Origin of the sequence: Shewanella sp. UCD-KL12 (assembly GCF_001957125.1) — a bacterium.
Taxonomy (GTDB): domain Bacteria; phylum Pseudomonadota; class Gammaproteobacteria; order Enterobacterales; family Shewanellaceae; genus Shewanella.
This window is the reverse complement of sequence record NZ_MPHJ01000006.1, coordinates 89,645-106,569: the sequence shown is the minus strand read 5'-3', so window position 1 is coordinate 106,569 and position 16,925 is coordinate 89,645. Positions and strand designations below refer to the sequence as shown.

General features: G+C 42.7%; 13 protein-coding genes. 8 read left to right on the top strand and 5 right to left on the bottom strand.

Going from position 1 to position 16,925, the window contains the following annotated elements:
• Positions 1 to 141: 141 nt before the first annotated feature.
• Together BM736_RS12730 and BM736_RS12725 are read left to right on the top strand one after the other, a co-directional pair.
• Entirely contained in the window at positions 142 to 654 is a 513-nt protein-coding gene (locus BM736_RS12730) for an SCP2 domain-containing protein (RefSeq protein ID WP_076412703.1), read from the top strand.
• Between the two features lie 177 nt (positions 655 to 831).
• Positions 832 to 2,094 (top strand): response regulator, encoded by a 1,263-nt coding sequence (locus BM736_RS12725; protein ID WP_076413023.1) that lies wholly within the window; start codon positions 832 to 834, stop codon positions 2,092 to 2,094.
• 116 nt (positions 2,095 to 2,210) lie between these two features.
• Here the strand turns inward: BM736_RS12725 and BM736_RS12720 are convergent, their stop codons facing one another.
• The gene (locus BM736_RS12720; RefSeq protein WP_076412701.1) at positions 2,211 to 2,468 is read right to left on the bottom strand and encodes a YfhL family 4Fe-4S dicluster ferredoxin; all 258 of its coding nucleotides are present in this window, start codon (positions 2,466 to 2,468) and stop codon (positions 2,211 to 2,213) included.
• Between the two features lie 57 nt (positions 2,469 to 2,525).
• Positions 2,526 to 3,905, bottom strand: coding sequence for a tRNA 5-hydroxyuridine modification protein YegQ (gene yegQ / locus BM736_RS12715; RefSeq protein WP_076412699.1), 1,380 nt, complete (start codon positions 3,903 to 3,905; stop codon positions 2,526 to 2,528).
• A 311-nt stretch (positions 3,906 to 4,216) separates the two neighbouring features.
• Here yegQ and BM736_RS12710 point away from each other — a divergent pair, with 311 nt between their 5' ends.
• Entirely contained in the window at positions 4,217 to 5,059 is an 843-nt protein-coding gene (locus tag BM736_RS12710) for an HDOD domain-containing protein (protein WP_076412697.1), read from the top strand.
• A gap of 78 nt (positions 5,060 to 5,137) precedes the next feature.
• Positions 5,138 to 6,652: a bifunctional diguanylate cyclase/phosphodiesterase gene (locus BM736_RS12705; protein WP_076412695.1), complete on the top strand. Its 1,515-nt coding sequence runs from the start codon at positions 5,138 to 5,140 to the stop codon at positions 6,650 to 6,652.
• 43 nt (positions 6,653 to 6,695) lie between these two features.
• Here BM736_RS12705 and BM736_RS12700 read toward each other — a convergent pair whose 3' ends face one another.
• Positions 6,696 to 7,154, bottom strand: a complete 459-nt coding sequence (locus BM736_RS12700) for a thioesterase family protein (RefSeq protein ID WP_179079053.1) — start codon at positions 7,152 to 7,154, stop codon at positions 6,696 to 6,698.
• A gap of 68 nt (positions 7,155 to 7,222) precedes the next feature.
• Entirely contained in the window at positions 7,223 to 8,014 is a 792-nt protein-coding gene (locus BM736_RS12695; protein ID WP_076412693.1) for an ABC transporter substrate-binding protein, read from the bottom strand.
• A 235-nt stretch (positions 8,015 to 8,249) separates the two neighbouring features.
• Between BM736_RS12695 and BM736_RS12690 the strand changes: the two genes are divergently transcribed.
• Complete coding sequence (locus BM736_RS12690) at positions 8,250 to 11,306, top strand: EAL domain-containing protein (protein WP_076412691.1); 3,057 nt, start codon at positions 8,250 to 8,252, stop codon at positions 11,304 to 11,306.
• Positions 11,307 to 11,365: 59 nt separating this feature from the next.
• Entirely contained in the window at positions 11,366 to 12,640 is a 1,275-nt protein-coding gene (locus BM736_RS12685; protein ID WP_076412689.1) for a DEAD/DEAH box helicase, read from the top strand.
• 161 nt (positions 12,641 to 12,801) lie between these two features.
• On the opposite strand, the gene BM736_RS12680 is transcribed toward BM736_RS12685, so the two are convergent.
• Entirely contained in the window at positions 12,802 to 14,190 is a 1,389-nt protein-coding gene (locus BM736_RS12680) for an endonuclease/exonuclease/phosphatase family protein (RefSeq protein WP_076412687.1), read from the bottom strand.
• A gap of 357 nt (positions 14,191 to 14,547) precedes the next feature.
• Between BM736_RS12680 and BM736_RS12675 the strand changes: the two genes are divergently transcribed.
• Together BM736_RS12675 and BM736_RS12670 are read left to right on the top strand one after the other, a co-directional pair.
• A complete protein-coding gene (locus BM736_RS12675) occupies positions 14,548 to 15,588 on the top strand; it encodes a GTP-binding protein (RefSeq protein WP_076412684.1) in 1,041 nt (346 codons plus the stop codon).
• 121 nt (positions 15,589 to 15,709) lie between these two features.
• A complete protein-coding gene (locus BM736_RS12670) occupies positions 15,710 to 16,891 on the top strand; it encodes a TonB family protein (RefSeq protein ID WP_179079052.1) in 1,182 nt (393 codons plus the stop codon).
• Positions 16,892 to 16,925: the final 34 nt, after the last annotated feature.

Sequence of the window (16,925 nt, the reverse complement as noted above, 5' to 3'; positions counted from 1 at the left end):
ACGAGTTTAAAAGGGAATGGATATCCAATTCTTGATATAAAACAGGTTTGTGATCATAAGATCTGGGTAAAATCATTTTCTTTTAAACTCTGCTGTTGTAGGTAGAGGCTTCGCTCCCAGATATTAAGGATTGAGATTATTATGCAGATGCCTATCTCAGGTAGTTTTGCCAAGCAGTTGTTAACATTAGCGCCAAAGCTGGTTCGCACACCACTTTCATTGGTGCCATTTAAAATGAAAGCCGATATTCTCACCCGTATTTTAGCTTTGATGCTCAAACAGCAAGCGATTGATGAAGAGTTAGATTTTTTATCAGATCGTTGGGTCGCGATACATGTCGAAGATATGGGACTCGAGTTTGAGGTTAGTTATAACGATGGCTGGCAGGTGCGTCCAAGAGCCGATGCTGAAGTCTTGTTTGCAGGTCACTCGAAAGAGCTGCTGCTAGTTGCTGCGGGCAAAGAAGATCCCGATACGCTGTTTTTTCAACGTCGCCTTTCTATAGAGGGAGATACTGAGCTGGGGTTAGAGGTTAAGAACTTATTATTAAGTATCGAGTTTGACACTATGCCAGCACCCATTCGGCACAGTATTGAAAAGCTAGCTCAGTTACTTCAACAACTTGAGTCTAAAGCTGAACCTCAACTCGCCTAGTTGATGACGTTAGGCTGCTCCTCTGTAGCAGTTGTAGCAGCCTAACTGCATTCCCTCTCATTGGTTGTACTTTAATGCAAATGGCATTAGAGAATATTTCAAATTTCTCACTTTCTAAATTCTTGCCTATATTTATACCTAAGCTCACATCTGCTAAGGAGTGGTGTTGTGAAAGGTATGCTTGTCATTGAAGATAATAAAGCCATAGCTAAAGTGATTGAGCATATTGGTCGCTCACTGGGGTTTGAAGTCACTGTCGCACATTCATTTTCAGAAGTTAAAAAAATCCTCGTGCATCATCAAGAGTTCTTTGTAGCAACGGTTGATTATAGTTTGCCCGATGCCTATGAGGGGCAAGTGATCCCCTATATTTTGAAATACGATGTTCCAAGTATTGTGATGACAGGCAGGGTCAATGATAAAATTCATCAGCAGCTGCTTAACCTACCTATAATCGATTACATCACTAAAGAGAGCGCACAAGCCTATCACTATCTACAGAGGGTGTTAAAAGGCCAATTAACTAACCATGAAATTGGCGTGTTGGTGGTAGATGACTCTCTTTCTGTGAGGAGCTATGTTTGTAGTTTACTGAGCAGAAGAAACTTTACCGTTTATAACGAGCCTGATGGGACAAAAGGGCTTGAGACAATTCGCCAGCATGAAGATATTAAGTTAGTTATCACTGACTATGAAATGCCTGGAATGAGTGGAATTGAGTTAATTTTAAATATTCGTAAGCAGTACTCTGCAAGAGACTTAATCATCATAGGTTATTCTGGGTTGAACAAAAGTTATCAATCGGCACGGTTTATAAAGAGTGGGGCTGATGACTACCTTAAAAAGCCTTTCTGTCCCGAAGAGTTCTACTGTAGAATTTTCAAAAATATTGAGCAGTTACAAGTTATTGAAGAGGTGAAAATGTCTACTCAAATAGACTACCTTACCTCTTTATCCAACAGGCAATCTTTTATCGAGGAGCAATGTGACGATCTCGATGAGTTGAAAGCTAGTGAAAATGTCTACTGCTTGGCCATTATTCATATCGATAAATTTAATAGTATTAATGAGCTGCATGGCTGCCAAGCTGCCGATCAAGTTTTAATAAAAGCGGCAAATTTATTAACCGACGCTTTTAGTGAGAGCAAGGTTGCAAGGCTCTATGGTGCTGAGTTTGGCCTGCTTTTACAGCTTGATAGCTTAAAGCAAGGTAAGCTACAACTATCTGAATTTTTGGCAAAAAATAAGTTAAGCACCATTGCTTATGGTGATGAGTCTATAAGGTTCACCTTGAGCATAGGTGCAGTAAAAATTGAAGCACAAGCGTCGATACATGAGTGTATTGAGCAAGCGGAGGAAGCGATGTTTGCTTGTAAAAATGCAGAGGAGGGCGCTTTAACGTTTTTTGAGGATAAGCCAAAATTAACTAAAGTCGGTTAACTAAAGGCTGTTAACTTAAGCCAGTTAACTAATGCTAGCTTAACCAAGGTCGGTTATCGGAAAAGAGTGCTAGGAGGCCTTATTCAAGTCCTCCTAGGGGCATTGGTATGACACAGTTACTCTACAGGTTTACCCGTTATCAGATGATATTTAAGCAGCAGCTCATCATCAGATTCTTTATGCTCAGGGTCGGGGTCGATACAGTCGATAGGGCATACTGAGATACAGGTAGGCTTATCATAGTGACCAACGCACTCAGTACAGAGGACGGGATCTATCTCGTAGATCTCCTCCCCCATGGTTATCGCCTGGTTTGGACATTCTGGCTCGCACATATCGCAGTTGATACAGCTGTCGTCGATTAATAAAGCCATCTAATTAATGTACCTTTCTACCACTTTCTAATGTTCATTTTACACCTAAGCCCACAATTAAGCATGTGGGTTACGTGTGTCTTGCCCTTGAGGCAGGTTACGTAAAATAACAGCCTTGTCTAACTCGATTTCAGCTGGAAGTGTTAGAAACACAAAGTGACCTGAACCTAGACCTGACTCAACATTTGCACCTTTACGGTTAACTAGCTGCTCGATATTGAGTGTTAGGTTACCTTGTGGGGTCATTATCTCTACGCTGTCACCCACTGAGAATTTGTTCTTCACATCAATTTCTGCCATGCCTGCATCATTACGTTCTCCAGTGAATTCACCAACAAACTGTTGTGTGTCACTAATCGAGTAGCCGTAATCGTAGTTCTGATACTCATCATGAACATGGCGACGAAGGAAGCCTTCTGTATAGCCACGATGCGCTAAGCCTTCGAGGTTATGCATCAAGGTGCGATCGAAGTCTTTACCTGATGCGGCATCTTCGATTGCTTGACGGTAAAGCTGAGCTGTACGAGCCACATAGTAGAAAGACTTAGTACGTCCCTCAATTTTTAATGAGTCAACGCCCATCTTAGTAAGACGGTCGACATGTTGAATCGCACGCAGATCTTTTGAGTTCATGATATAGGTGCCGTGCTCGTCTTCGAACGCTGGCATATATTCACCTGGACGACCCGCCTCTTGTAGCATGACGACTTGATCGCTTGGTTGACCTTCACCTAATGTCGGCTTTTCAATCTGAACACCATTTTGGTCCACAATACCTTGAGGGTTTACTGCAACAATATCTCCCTCCATGGTCTCTTTAGCTTCATGTACGTCATATTTCCAGCGACATGAATTGGTGCAGGTACCTTGGTTAGGGTCGCGCTTGTTGATATAGCCTGATAATAGACAGCGGCCAGAGTAAGCCATGCAAAGTGCGCCGTGAACGAAGACCTCTAACTCGATGTCTGGGCAGCGCTGACGGATCTCTTCTATCTCATCAAGAGAAAGTTCACGAGATAAGATCACGCGCTTGATACCTTGTTGCTGCCAAAACTTAACTGATGCCCAGTTAATCGCGTTTGCTTGCACAGATAGATGCACGACCTGATCTGGAAATGCTTCACGGACCATCATGATAAGACCTGGGTCTGACATGATTAATGCATCAGGGTTCATGGCCACTACTGGCTCCATATCCCTGATATAGGTTTTAAGCTTAGTATTGTGCGGTGCAATGTTGCTCACAACATATAGCTTTTTACCTAGGTCGTGCGCTTCTTGGATACCTGTTGCAAGGTTTTCCATTTTGAAGTCATTATTTCTTACCCTAAGGCTGTATCTAGGCTGGCCTGCATAGACAGCATCTGCACCATAGGCAAACGCATAACGCATATTTTTTAGAGTCCCAGCGGGAGACAGTAGCTCAGGTTTAAACATAATAACTCTCAATTGGTGATTAAAGGCGCAACAAGCGGGCGGGCATTTTACTCAATGCCACTGCTGTTATCAAATTTAGTGCAATATATCTTTTTTTGCATGGTTAGCTGCTGTGACTGACATCATTTTTTATTCAACTAATCAGTGATTTTTATCCCTAACAATCTTAAAGTTAGCTAGAATCTAAACAAGATATTAACTGTACGAGTACTTTTTACACGTCTAGTTAACGTATGCACTGATATACTCTCTGAAAACATCGAGTCGTACCCTGTTGAAACAGAGCACAGTAAAAAATAATGGGAGCAACAATGTCTACTGAACATGAACTATTGGTTAGGCTTTTGAAGAAGTTAAAGGCTGATGCCCTAGTTTTACCAACATTGCCAGAAGTCGCAATGAAAGTTCAGGAGGTTGTGGCAAAGCCGGACTCTAGCCCTAAGCAAGTTGCAGAGATCATAGGTCAAGATGCTGCAATTTCTGCTCGAATGATTAAGGTCGCTAATAGTGCGTTATACAGCCGAGGTGTTAAGGCTGAAAACGTTAATAGTGCTGTAACGCGCATTGGACTAACCCAGATAAAAGCGATTGCAACATCAGTGGCTATGGAGCAACTGTTTATCTCGACCAATGAGATGGTTTGGGAGGTGATGGACGAGGTGTGGGGATCGTCTATCGACGTGACTTCAGCAGCTTGCGCCATGTTGCAGATCTATAATAAGTCTCATAAAGGCAGTGGGCTTAGTTTTGACACATTAACTTTGGCAGGCCTAGTGCATAATATTGGCGCGCTCCCTGTACTAACAGAAGCTGAAGCGACACCTGAGCTATTTACCAGTATTGATCAACTCAGAGCATTGGTAAGGAAGATGCAGGGGCCTATTGGCCGTGCGGTATTAAAAACTTGGGAGTTTGCACCTGAGGTTATGGAGGTCGTTGAAAGGTGGTCAGATCTTTCTTATTTGCCTGATAATGTCAATTACCTAGATTTTGTTCGTGCTGCAGCCTTTTACACCGGAGAGTTACGCTCTGGGGCTGAGCTTGAAGAGAGAATGGATGTGTTTGCCAAGCGCGGCTTACCTGTGTCACCAGAGGAGCTCGCCAGTGATGAATTTCTCGATAAGTACCACTCTATTAAGTTAAGCTACGAGTAAGCTTTACTCGCTAAAGGGTGAAGCCTAATTCGTCAGGTTTATTGACGGCGCGAATACGACAAGGAGTCGTTTAACCTAGTGGGTATCGTTGGACTAATTGCAGGACTCATACTTTTATTGTTCGCTGGTATCTTACTGAGTTACCGGCATAGCCAACGACAAGATGCATTCATTCGACTGCTTATCTCACAGCTAAAAAAACATATTGATAGGCTTACACCATCGAGTGTCATTGATGCCTCCCAAGATGCGGGTTTTGATAAACAGATCCCGAAGAGATACCTCGCTCAATACTCATATTTCGCTGAATTATTACAAACCCTGCCTCCTCGCAGTGACCGTGATAAATTAACCGGATTTGCTAATCGATTAGCGCTCAAACAATGGCTTGCTGATTCGGATAAAACCAAGGGAACATTAGTATTAATCGACATTTATCGACTCCGATTTGTTAACGATCTTTTTGGTTTCTCCTATGGGGACCAATTACTGAAACTGTTATCCCTAAGGCTAGCAGGCTTGGGGGATGAAGCCTCATTTTTGGCTAGGATGAATGAAGATGAGTTTCTGATTTATTTTGATGATGAGCAGAGCGAAGATCAGCTCAATGCATTAAAGCAGCGACTTCAATCCTCTTTTATGATTGATGATACTCCAGTCTCAGTGCAACTGCAGTTGGGCTATGTAGATGTGAAGCAGCACTATACGGATGTTAGTCAGCTATTAAGACGGTTAGACCTTGCATTGATCCATGCTAAAGGGAAGAAGCTGCACATTGCCGGTTACCAGACCGGTGATGATGAAATACAGCATCGACAGCTTAGTATCATCAATCATTTTCCAAGCGCTCTTGCACAAGGAGAATTGTATTTGGTGTATCAACCTAAGCTATGTATATCTTCGAAGCGTTTTACTCAAATGGAAGCCTTGATTAGATGGCAGCATAGTGAGTTAGGTACTATCTCTCCTGTTGAGTTTATCCCACTGCTTGAATATGCGGGCATGATTGGGCTACTCAGCCAATGGGCTATAGAAGCGGTCATCTCCCAGCAGGCTAAGTGGCGAGAGCGCGAGTTAGTATTTCAAGTTGCAGTGAATCTATCATCACAGGATATTCTCAGTGAAACATTGTGCAGTGATATTCAATCTAAGCTTGAGCAGTATCAACTTGATGCGAGCGCATTATCGATTGAAATTACTGAAAGCAAGCTGATGGAGGATATGGATCTTGCTATTGATATGGTTGATAAGCTCAGCGAGATAGGTGTCAGTATTGCGATAGATGACTTTGGAACAGGCCACTCATCGCTTGCCTATCTTAAACAGTTTACTGTTGATGAAGTCAAAATAGATAAAGCCTTTTTGGATGATTTATTAACCGATAAACATGCCGCTCACATCATGGAAACCTGTATTGCTCTGGCAAAAGGACTCGAGTTTAGTGTGACGGTGGAGGGGGTAGAAACATTCGATATCTACCATAAACTCGTTGAGATGGGAGTCGATAAAATTCAGGGCGATCTATTTTCTAAACCTTTGACAGCCAATGAGTTACAACAAAGTTGGACTCAGCTAAATAAATCACAAACTTAGAGGAGGCCCTTGCATGGAGGCCTCCGTGTATTTCGCTAAGTGATTAAAGGTTTATGCCAGTTGGGAATGATTGACTTAAGTGCTCAAGCAGTTCAGGTGACATTGGCGCTAATTGGCGCTTTTTATTCATACAGATCATCTCAATACTGGCTGTTACGGCTGGCTTTTTAGCATTCGGACGCCATATCTCTTGCTGCCAAACTGTTCTGTATTTACTCTCAAAGTAGAATCGGGTTCTCACATCAATGATATCAGCAAACTCAACGCCATCGTGACATAGCATATCGCTGCGATAAACAGCAAAGCCTAAGCCATACTCATCCCAAAGCGATGCTAAGATATCCGCGCCGATGACATGTTCTCTGGCGCGCTCAAAATATTTTAGAAAGTTAGGGTGATAGACCACACCGGAGAAGTCAGTATCTTCATAGTAGATCTGCACAGGGAAATTAAATGTAGGGCTATAATTCATCTCTTTACTGCTCTGCGAATTATTTTGCATAGTGTCTATTTACGACCAACAAGCTGAAAATTGGCGCTAGTCTAGCACAGCGACAGTTTAAAGAGGTTTTACCTTTGTCGATCATTGCTCACTTTAGGTGTAATTGAAGCCATTATTTTTTGGTAGCTGCCATCTTGCTTCAATGAACTGATCCCAGTATCGAGCAGTTTTGCTAGTGAGTTAGCTTGAGGGTTCTCTTTTGAGAATGCGAGGTATACGTTTCCCGTGTGATTATGAAAGGTTTGTTTTATCTCTGTTGTTACGCCCATTTGCGCAATGTATTGCTCAGCCACTAAATCATACATGATGGCCAGGTCAATTCTATCAAGCAGTAGTAGGTTAATGAGCTGATTATGATTTGAGAGCTTAACAATATGAATATTAGGCAGAAGGTGAAGTTCATCACCGTATTCATAACCTTCAATGATCCCTACCTTAGTGTGAGCGGGTAGTTTCCATTTGTCATGTACATCAAGCGGGGTATTCACATTTTGGTAAAATGAGGCGCTGGCTGAAAACAGAGGTTGCTCACCAAAAATAAAGTGATCTTCAGTGCTTCGCTCTTTAACTAAGTTGAACACACCATCAACGATGCCTTTTTTTGCCATCACCACAGCGCGAGAATAGGGCACAACAATGCTGTCGACTTGTACACCTACACGGGAGAAAGCAGAATTGATTAAAGAGTGGGAGATGCCGGTACCAGAGGCTTCAGCATAGGGGGCCCAGTTATCCTCTGCAGCGAGTTTTATACTATAAAGCTTATCTTCTTCGGCCCAGCTTAAGTTGCTTAAGAAGACACTTAATATTAAACCTATGCCAGAAATTGCATTCTTAGCAGCTATCCTTTTTGCTTGCATAACGTCCTTTCACCCTGAATATCCATATTAGCGCGAGGTTATCTTAATCTATTTCGGCCAAAAGGTGATTATTATTTAAATGTTTTTTGCTTAGTTTTTTACTTATGTGATTTGTGTATGCCAAGTTTATGTTCTTTAATGTTTTGATACAGATTCTACCTGTCTCAATTTTGTAGACCCTCTGCTACACTCAAAGCACTTATTTCTAATAATGAACAGTGACTAACGGCGAAATATGGATTCAGACGTTATCTATTCCTTAGTACAGAACGCAGCTTTATTGCTGGCTATGGTTTTTGTTTATGATGCGGTTCCTAGAAAGCAGCAAAGCGATCATTTCTTGCTATGGAGGATCTCGGTTGGCGCCATTATAGGTGGGATAACCATAACCACCATGATGACGCCATGGGAGTATCAAGATGGGATCTTTTTCGATACCCGCTCAGTCATTCTTGGTATTTCGGGGCTTTTCTTTGGTGGGCTACCCACTTTTATCGCTGTTGCTATCGCCTCTGCTTATCGAATTCTTGAGGGAGGCGCCGCGATATGGGCAGGTGTTGGCGTTATCATCTCTTCAGGCTTACTTGGTAGCTTATGGCGCTATAAGCGTAAACCTGTGATTGCTGAACTTAGTTATAAAGAGCTCTATCTGTTCGGCTTTATTCTGCATCTGTTATCACTCTCTTGGATGAGCGTATTGCCATTCGATACGGCGATATCAATTCTGCAGCAAATTAGCATGCCAGTACTCATGATTTTTCCTGTAGCGACCATGCTATTGGGGGTGTTGTTATCTAGAAGGTTAGAGATAGAGCGGGATGCCAAGATACAGCTGCAAGATGACTTCATTTTTCGTTCACAGTTTAATATTGGCAACATTGGTATCGCCATATCTTCTGTGGACCAGCATTGGATAAAGGTCAATCCACGTGTATGCCAGATGCTGAAATACTCAGAAGAGGAGATGCTGGCAAAAACATGGGCTCAGATGACCTATTTTGAGGATCTACAAGGGGATCTGGATCAGTTTCGAAGAATGTTAAACGGTGAAGTTGATGAGTACGAGATGGATAAGCGCTTTGTGGCGAAAGACGGCTCGATTGTTTATACCCATCTGACGGTTGCTTGCCAACGGGTCAATGGCAAGGTTCAGCTGGTTATCGCTGGCTTGTTGGACATTACTTCTCAGAAACAAGCGGAATCAGCAATGCGGTCGAGTCAAGAGCAGTTAGCCCTGGTACTCAGCAGTAGCGAATTAGGGCTTTGGGACTGGGATATAAAAACCAATAGAGTGGATCGAAATGAACGATGTGCTGAGCTGTTAGGTTGCACGGCTGAGGAGTTAAAGAAGGATGACCGACTATGGGTAAATGGTATTCATCCTCAAGACAGAGTTGCTGTATTGCACTCAATTGATGAACACCTTAAAGGGGACAATAAGCAACATAGCATAGAGTATCGTCTGATCTCTCTGAGTGGTGAGCTTAGGTGGATATTAGATCGCGGTAAAGTTGTGAGCCGAGACGATAATGGCGTGCCTCTTCGTATGTGTGGTACTCATACCGATATCAGTGATCGAAAAAGGGTTGAGGAGTCACTAAAGCTAGCCGCTTCCGTGTACAACAACTCGAGTGAAGCTATGAGCGTCCAAGACCGTCATGGAAAAATAATCACGATTAACTCGGCATTCACTGAAATAACTGGTTATAGCGAAGCGCAAATCATTAATCAGCATATTAATGTTCTTCAGTGTGAAAGGAATAAGAAAACTCAATTTGAGCAGATGAAAGCGCAGATTGCTGAGACGGGGCGATGGCAAGGTGAGACTTGGTTAAAACATAAAAACTCAAAAGAGTATATTGTTTGGTTAACGATAAATACCATCTTTGATAGTGCCGGAGAGGCTTATCGCCGTGTTGCGCTTTTTTCAGATATCACTGAGAAAAAACAAGCCGAGCATATTATCTGGAAGCAGGCAAATTATGACCCACTTACCGGCTTGCCAAATCGAAGAATGTTGCTTGAGTATCTAGGGACTGAGCTTTTAAAGGCTGATCGAAATCAACAGCATTTAGCCTTGATGTTTTTAGATTTAGATTACTTTAAAGAGGTCAACGATACCTTAGGACATGATGTTGGCGATCAACTATTAGTGGAAACGGCTAAACGGCTTAAAGGTTGTATTCGTGAGTCTGATGTTGTCGCAAGGCTAGGTGGTGATGAGTTTACTTTGGTGTTATCGGCGATTGAAGATAATCGAGGGGTAGAGCGGGTTGCTGAGAATATTCTTGCGAGAATATCTGAGCCCTTTAATTTAGGCAATGATACCGCCTATATCAGTGCCAGTATCGGTATCACACTTTATCCTGATGATGCATCTACCATAGATAGTCTGTTAAAACATGCTGATCAAGCTATGTATGCGGCTAAAGATCTGGGCAGAAATCGTTATCACTATTTTACCCCCTCAATGCAGGAGGAGGCTAAATATAGGATGGTGCTTATACGTGATCTTCGCAGGGCGATTAGCCATAAAGAGTTTGAAATCTATTATCAGCCAATAGTCGACTTATCAACCTCAGATGTGTTGAAGGCGGAAGCATTGATACGTTGGCATCATCCAGAAAGAGGGCTGGTATCACCTGCAGAGTTTATTCCTGTCGCGGAGGAGACTGGTTTAATTATCGATATCGGCAACTGGGTATTTGAGCAAGCGTCAAAACAGAGCGCGAAATGGCGAGAAAAGTTTGGTGTAGAGATTCAGATCAGCATCAATAAATCGCCAATCCAGTTTAGAGATGAAGGGGATAGCTTTGAAGATTGGATCTCGCAGCTTAAAGCGTTAAACCTAGGGAGTAATGGCATCTGTGTGGAGATCACTGAAGGCTTGTTACTCGATGCCAGTATGGGAGTATCTGAAAAGTTATTGGCCTATCGTGATGCGGGTATACAAGTATCACTCGATGATTTCGGTACTGGTTATTCATCGCTGGCATACCTTAAAAAGTTTGATATCGATTACCTGAAGATAGATCAGTCTTTTACTAAAAATTTAGAGTCCGATACTGAAGACTTTACCTTATGTGAGGCAATTATTGTCATGGCTCATAAATTAGGAATGAAGGTTATCGCTGAAGGTGTTGAAACAGAGTATCAGAAGTTAGTATTGTCTGAGTGTGGCTGCGATTATGGTCAAGGTTACCTATTTTCTAAGCCACTCCCTGTTACCGATTTTGAAGTAAAATATATCGCTAAGTTAGCAGAATTGAGTCAAGGAAAAGTATCTTCGTAGCCAGTGGAGGTCCTTTTTGATAGACTCCGCGCTCATTTATTATCCCGTGTGAGTTTTCCATGAAATTTGACGCCTTGAACTTGAATCCCTTATTGGTTGACGCCATTGAACAGTGTGGTTATCAACAGCTCACAGAGGTCCAGTCAGCTGTGATCCCCGTGGCATTAACGGGCGGCGATCTAATGGCGTGTGCTGAGACGGGAACTGGTAAAACGGCGGCTTTCGCTCTGCCCCTACTACAGAGGCTAATCAATGAAGCCTCTGAATCTACTCAACTTAGAGGCCTTATTCTGACTCCAACGCGAGAGCTTGCGATTCAAGTGGCTGAAAATATCAATCGCTATGCGCAATTTACTACTTTAAAAACAGTCGCGGTTTATGGTGGGGCGAATATGAACCCTCAGCGTAAAGCGATTAATGCTGGCGTGGACATTTTAGTTGCTACGCCTGGTAGGCTGTTTGACTTTATAGGGCAGCATGGGCTCGACTTATCTGGTGTTAACAATTTAGTGATTGATGAAGCCGATAGAATGTTGGATATGGGCTTTGTTCGTGATATTGAGAGAGTTAAATCGCTGGTTGCTCGCACCCATTTGACTCATTTCTTTTCGGCAACTTACAGTGATGAAGTTAAGCTGTTAGCTGAGAAGATGCTGCTATCTCCAAAATGGATCAATGTAGCAAAAACTCGATCTGCTGCGAGTGTTGAACAGGAGGTTTATCTCGTTGATAAACGTCGCAAAGCTGAGTTGTTATCAGAGCTAATCGGCCGTAATAACTGGCAGCAGGTGCTCGTATTTGCAAGTACCAAAGAGAGTGCTGAGCATCTAAAAGCTGAATTGACTCTTGATGGTATTAAGTGTGGCGTTTTTCATGGTGATAAAACCCAAGGCACACGAAACCGCACGCTCGAAGAGTTCAAATCTGGAAAAATCAGAGTGATGGTAGCAACAGATGTAGCGGCCAGAGGCATAGATATTCAAGCCTTGCCTTTGGTGATTAACCTTGAGCTTCCTTATGCTGCTGAAGATTATATTCACCGTGTCGGTCGTACAGGTCGGGCTGGATTAACTGGGCGAGCCATCTCTTTTGTATGCCCATCGGATAAAAAGATGCTTGAAGAGATAGAGACGCTAATTGAAGTAGCCTTGCCTCAAACCGTTTTGCCTGGTTATGAACTTGGGGCACCATTGCCTGCTCGTTACCGTGACAGTCAGGGTGAAACAACGAAAAAGAAGTTTGAACGCCGTAAGGGTAAACCCTCTCATAAAGGCAAAGCTAAAAGCCCTGCAGCAAAATCGAGTTATGCGAGTCGACGTTCGAATAAAAAGTGATGACTCCCATACTAGAGGGCTAGTATGAGCTATAAAAAAACCGCCGAAAGGCGGTTTTTTGCATCTAGTCTTTTACTGTTAGCGCTTAATCAATGTAAGAGGCTGTGCGGCATTACTCCTGAACGCTTATTAGGAGAGAGCCTCAAGCCCCTTAGAGCAATTTAAAGCTCTGCTTCGATCCACACTAGACGGTGATCTGATGAGATACTTTTACCGTCACCCCAACCAACACGAGAGTCGTTCATAAGCATATGACCGTCTTCGAAGCTTGCTGGCCAGAATACACCTGAATCTGTGATGTTCAGATCGTTAGATGGAATAGCATGATCAACACGTAGGCCGAAGGTACTGGTTACACGATCAGGGTAAGTGTTTTCTTTACAGTCACCTTGAGCGTAGCACTCAGTTGAACCTAAGCTATTTGGCGCGTAAACACCTTCGGTAGCCAGAACGTTTACACGTTCATGGTTCATCAAGTTTTGAATTGACTCAAGGAAACCATCACCGTTTTCTGGATCAGCATTAAGATCGCCCATGACCACGAAAGATGCATCTAAACCTAGACCACCTTTAACACCAGCATCATCGTAGATGTAGTCAGCGTTTGATACATAGTCATTCCAGAACTGAATCTCAGCACTGTTTAGCAACTTGTTGTTTTCTGTGACAGTATCGAATACTGGTGGCGTTGGGTGAGACAGAAGTAGGTGAACAACTTTCTCGCCATCTGCTGTAGGGATAAGAATAGGTGCGTCAACATGGTTCTTAGAAGATAGCGGCTTTTGTGCCCATGCTTCAGCTGTATACCACTCATCACCGCACTTCATGCCTTCAGGGATTGGGTTGTTTTCATCTTCACAGTTAGTGATTGTTGGGTTGGTTTCACCTGGCATATCTTTCCATTTGAAGTCTTGGAAAGTACGAATGTTGTCGGTATCGATTGGGTACTGTGATAGTAGACCAAAAGCATATTGACCGTGGTAGAAACCAAAGCCCCATGCATCGCCAGGAAGAGCAACAGTGCCGTTACGGTCTAGATCGAATTCGCTCAATAGGCCTGTGTTGGTTGAGAAGTTTTCAGCATAAGCGAACTGAATCGGCTCAAGCATCTGCTTTTCATCTGAAGTTGTACCTAGTGCGTTTTGTGGCACTGCAAGGTAGTTAAAACGGAAGCCTTTAATCGCATCTTGGTTTTCACCAAGGCCGTCGTTGTTAAATTCACCCATCATGATCACTGCTGGGCGCTCAGTCTGAATAACAGCGGCAACGTTACGGATCTGAATGATTTTTTCAACAACTTTTAGCTCATCTTCAGTAAGCTCGTCGTTAAACCACTTTTCCATTAACACATCTTGATCTGCTGCAGAGATCTGCATTTCAGTAACAAGCTCTTCGAAAGTGCTACGATCGAAAGAAAGGTTGTATGTAGCGAAGCGAACTGTCGTTGGCTCAGTCGGCTCTGGTGGATAAATATTAGTTGTTTCGTCATTACATCCTGCTAATAACGCAACAGAGATCGCAGCCGCAGCTGCAGTTTTTAGAAAATTCATAATTTGTGACCCATCAATATTATTTATTATATGAGCTTAATTATTTAAGCTTCGAAAGGATTTTATACAGGTGTCCACTCCTTGGATATGAAACATGTCAAATTGTGTGTGCGAACGCATAAAAATTGCCCGCTTGTTGCTATCTGTTTCTTGTTGTGTTGCTCGGATGTTGCGATTGATGGTGAGTGATAACGTTTGAACACTTTTTTAAGTTACTGCATGAGATTGAAGTCATTAAGTAGGTTTCATATTCGCAGAGTGCTGGCTTTTGTTGAATTCATATTGTAATTGAGTGTTTTGTTCGCTTGTAAATCATGAGACCCTAAACGATATCAACTTCTATTTTCGGATTGTTTAATGATCATCAAGCCCATAGCGACGAATGTTATTACTGGTTTTTTAGGTGTAGGTAAGACAACGCTTATTAAGCGATTGCTGGCTAATAAGCCTCAAGGAGAGAAATGGGCCGTACTAGTCAATGAGTTTGGTGAAATTGGCATAGATGCAGCTCTATTGGGCGGTAATCAGAGTGGCGATAGCAGTGAAGTAGAGATACGTGAGGTTGCTGGTGGGTGCATGTGTTGCGCTGCAGGAGTACCTATGCAAGTCGCCATTAACCAGCTTATCGCAAAGGCAAAGCCTGATAGGTTATTGATAGAGCCAACAGGCCTTGGACACCCTCGAGAGGTGCTCAAAGTACTGAGTGAGCCGCATTACCAAAATGTCATCAAGCTTAAATCTACGCTGTGTTTAGTCGATGCTAGAAAAGTGAGTGACTCTCGCTATCGTGAACATGAGATATTTAACCAACAGTTAGATGTGGCCGATATCATACTGGCGACGAAATCAGACTTATATTCTGATAATAGTTTAACTGAGTTAGCATCTTATCTCGCGACGACTCTAGAGACGAGCATTGTCCCTGTGAGCTTAAATGATAGCAACTCATTGCCTGAACGTTTACTGCTGCAACTCGATAAACCCACCGCAAGAAAGCCGAGTCAACTCGTTAAGAAAGCATCCGCATTAACCCCAAGAACTAGTGTATTTGAAGTTGATTTTCAAGCAGATCAACTAGAGTTTGATGAGCGCGGCCTTATATCAAAGCGTAATGCTGGTGAGGGGGCAAATAGCTGTGGCTGGATATTTGATCCCAGTTATGAATTTAATTTTGATGAGCTGTTGAGTTGGGTCAAAAGTTTAAACTTGTTACGCTTCAAAGCTGTGGTGATAACAGATGAAGGCATAGCAGGAATTAACTGTATAGAGGGGGAGCTGAGCGTAGTCGAATTAGATGATGTGATGGACTCAAGAGTGGAGCTTATAAGTTTAGATAAGATAGCTGCAGCAGAGATAGAAGCTAAATTACTTAGTTTATCTATTCGGTTAAGTTTCTAGAGGGCTTATTGCTGGAGACATCGCTTGGTTTCGGTTAGAGTGAGCAAATCAAACGAGTATAGTACTGCTGCCGTCAACGGCAGTTTATAGTTGATAACCTGTATAAATATGGATATTTATGATGTCAATGAATCGCACGCTATCTAACGTTAGCCTACTTGGCTTAACACTCTTTATTAGCTCCCCAAGCTTTATGTTGGTTGCAGATGAATCATCTTCAAGCCAAGCTTCAGCACATAGTGCTCAATACAGAGCTGTCTCGAGTTCAAATATGGGCTTTAGCGAAAGCTATAAGGCCTATAAAAAGGCGGTAGCTGACAACAATTCGGCTGAAATCGTTAAGTTTTCAGCTCAAGCTTATCAACTTGGTAAGCTGAAGTTCGGTGACGATAGTATCGATACCGCAAACTTAGGTTTAAATTATGCCTCGGCACTGCTTCAAGTTGAAAGCGCCGCTGATGAAGCTCAGGTTGCGGCAGGTAAGGCTCAAGCTCATCAGCTTTATATGAAAGCATTATCAGTCTATGAGCTTGAATACGGTGAGGAGTCCGTTGAGACTATCGACCCATTGATTGGCGCCGCGCAGACAAATTCAGATCTTAAGCAGGCAAAGTCACAATTTAAGAAAGCCGTTGAGATTGCTGAAGATAGTGAGCGACCTTTGTTGCTGGCGAGCGTACAGATGAGTGCTTTCAATGGGCTTAAGAACACACGCTTTTATGACCGAAAAACTCGAAATTATGCATTGAATGCATTCGACATCTATCAGAAAAACCTACCTGAAGATTCTATTTTAAGATTAGAGACAGCCTATACTGTTGGCTTGATTAGAATGGCAGAAGGCAAAAATTCTAAAGCTATTCCATTGTTTGAAGCAATAGTTGAGCAGTTCTCTAAGCTAGATTACAGCCACCCCTATGAACTTGGTTCTCATGCACGCTTAGTTGAGCTTTATGAGGGAGAGGGGGACAGTGAGTCTTCAACCAAGCACTGTATTGCCATTGGTAGTATGAGTCCCTGGCTGGATGATCAAGAGCAACAGCCGCTATTTAGAAAGCCCCCTAGGTACCCAATCTCTTATGCGAAAAAGGGAAAGGACGGCTGGGTACAGTTAGCCTTTACCGTTGATGAATATGGATTTGTTACTGAGCCAAAAGTTCTTGATTCAAAAGGTGGCTCTGGTTTTGAAAAATCTTCATTAGAGGCTGTGAGTAAATGGCGTTACGCCCCCAAATTTGTTGATGGTAAGGCAGTTGCTGCAGAAAATACGGTTCAATTGGACTTTACATTAGAGAAGCGTTAACGGTGTTATCTTATGGCCTTGATGACTCAAGGCC

Excerpts from the sequence above, each read along its gene's own strand:
- BM736_RS12730 (WP_076412703.1), top strand. The coding sequence starts at position 142 with ATGCAGATGCCTATCTCAGGTAGTTTTGCCAAGCAGTTGTTAACATTA.
- BM736_RS12725 (WP_076413023.1), top strand. The coding sequence starts at position 832 with ATGCTTGTCATTGAAGATAATAAAGCCATAGCTAAAGTGATTGAGCAT.
- BM736_RS12720 (WP_076412701.1), bottom strand. The coding sequence starts at position 2,468 with ATGGCTTTATTAATCGACGACAGCTGTATCAACTGCGATATGTGCGAG.
- yegQ (WP_076412699.1), bottom strand. The coding sequence starts at position 3,905 with ATGTTTAAACCTGAGCTACTGTCTCCCGCTGGGACTCTAAAAAATATG.
- BM736_RS12710 (WP_076412697.1), top strand. The coding sequence starts at position 4,217 with ATGTCTACTGAACATGAACTATTGGTTAGGCTTTTGAAGAAGTTAAAG.
- BM736_RS12700 (WP_179079053.1), bottom strand. The coding sequence starts at position 7,154 with ATGCAAAATAATTCGCAGAGCAGTAAAGAGATGAATTATAGCCCTACA.
- BM736_RS12695 (WP_076412693.1), bottom strand. The coding sequence starts at position 8,014 with ATGCAAGCAAAAAGGATAGCTGCTAAGAATGCAATTTCTGGCATAGGT.
- BM736_RS12690 (WP_076412691.1), top strand. The coding sequence starts at position 8,250 with ATGGATTCAGACGTTATCTATTCCTTAGTACAGAACGCAGCTTTATTG.
- BM736_RS12685 (WP_076412689.1), top strand. The coding sequence starts at position 11,366 with ATGAAATTTGACGCCTTGAACTTGAATCCCTTATTGGTTGACGCCATT.
- BM736_RS12680 (WP_076412687.1), bottom strand. The coding sequence starts at position 14,190 with ATGAATTTTCTAAAAACTGCAGCTGCGGCTGCGATCTCTGTTGCGTTA.
- BM736_RS12675 (WP_076412684.1), top strand. The coding sequence starts at position 14,548 with ATGATCATCAAGCCCATAGCGACGAATGTTATTACTGGTTTTTTAGGT.
- BM736_RS12670 (WP_179079052.1), top strand. The coding sequence starts at position 15,710 with ATGTCAATGAATCGCACGCTATCTAACGTTAGCCTACTTGGCTTAACA.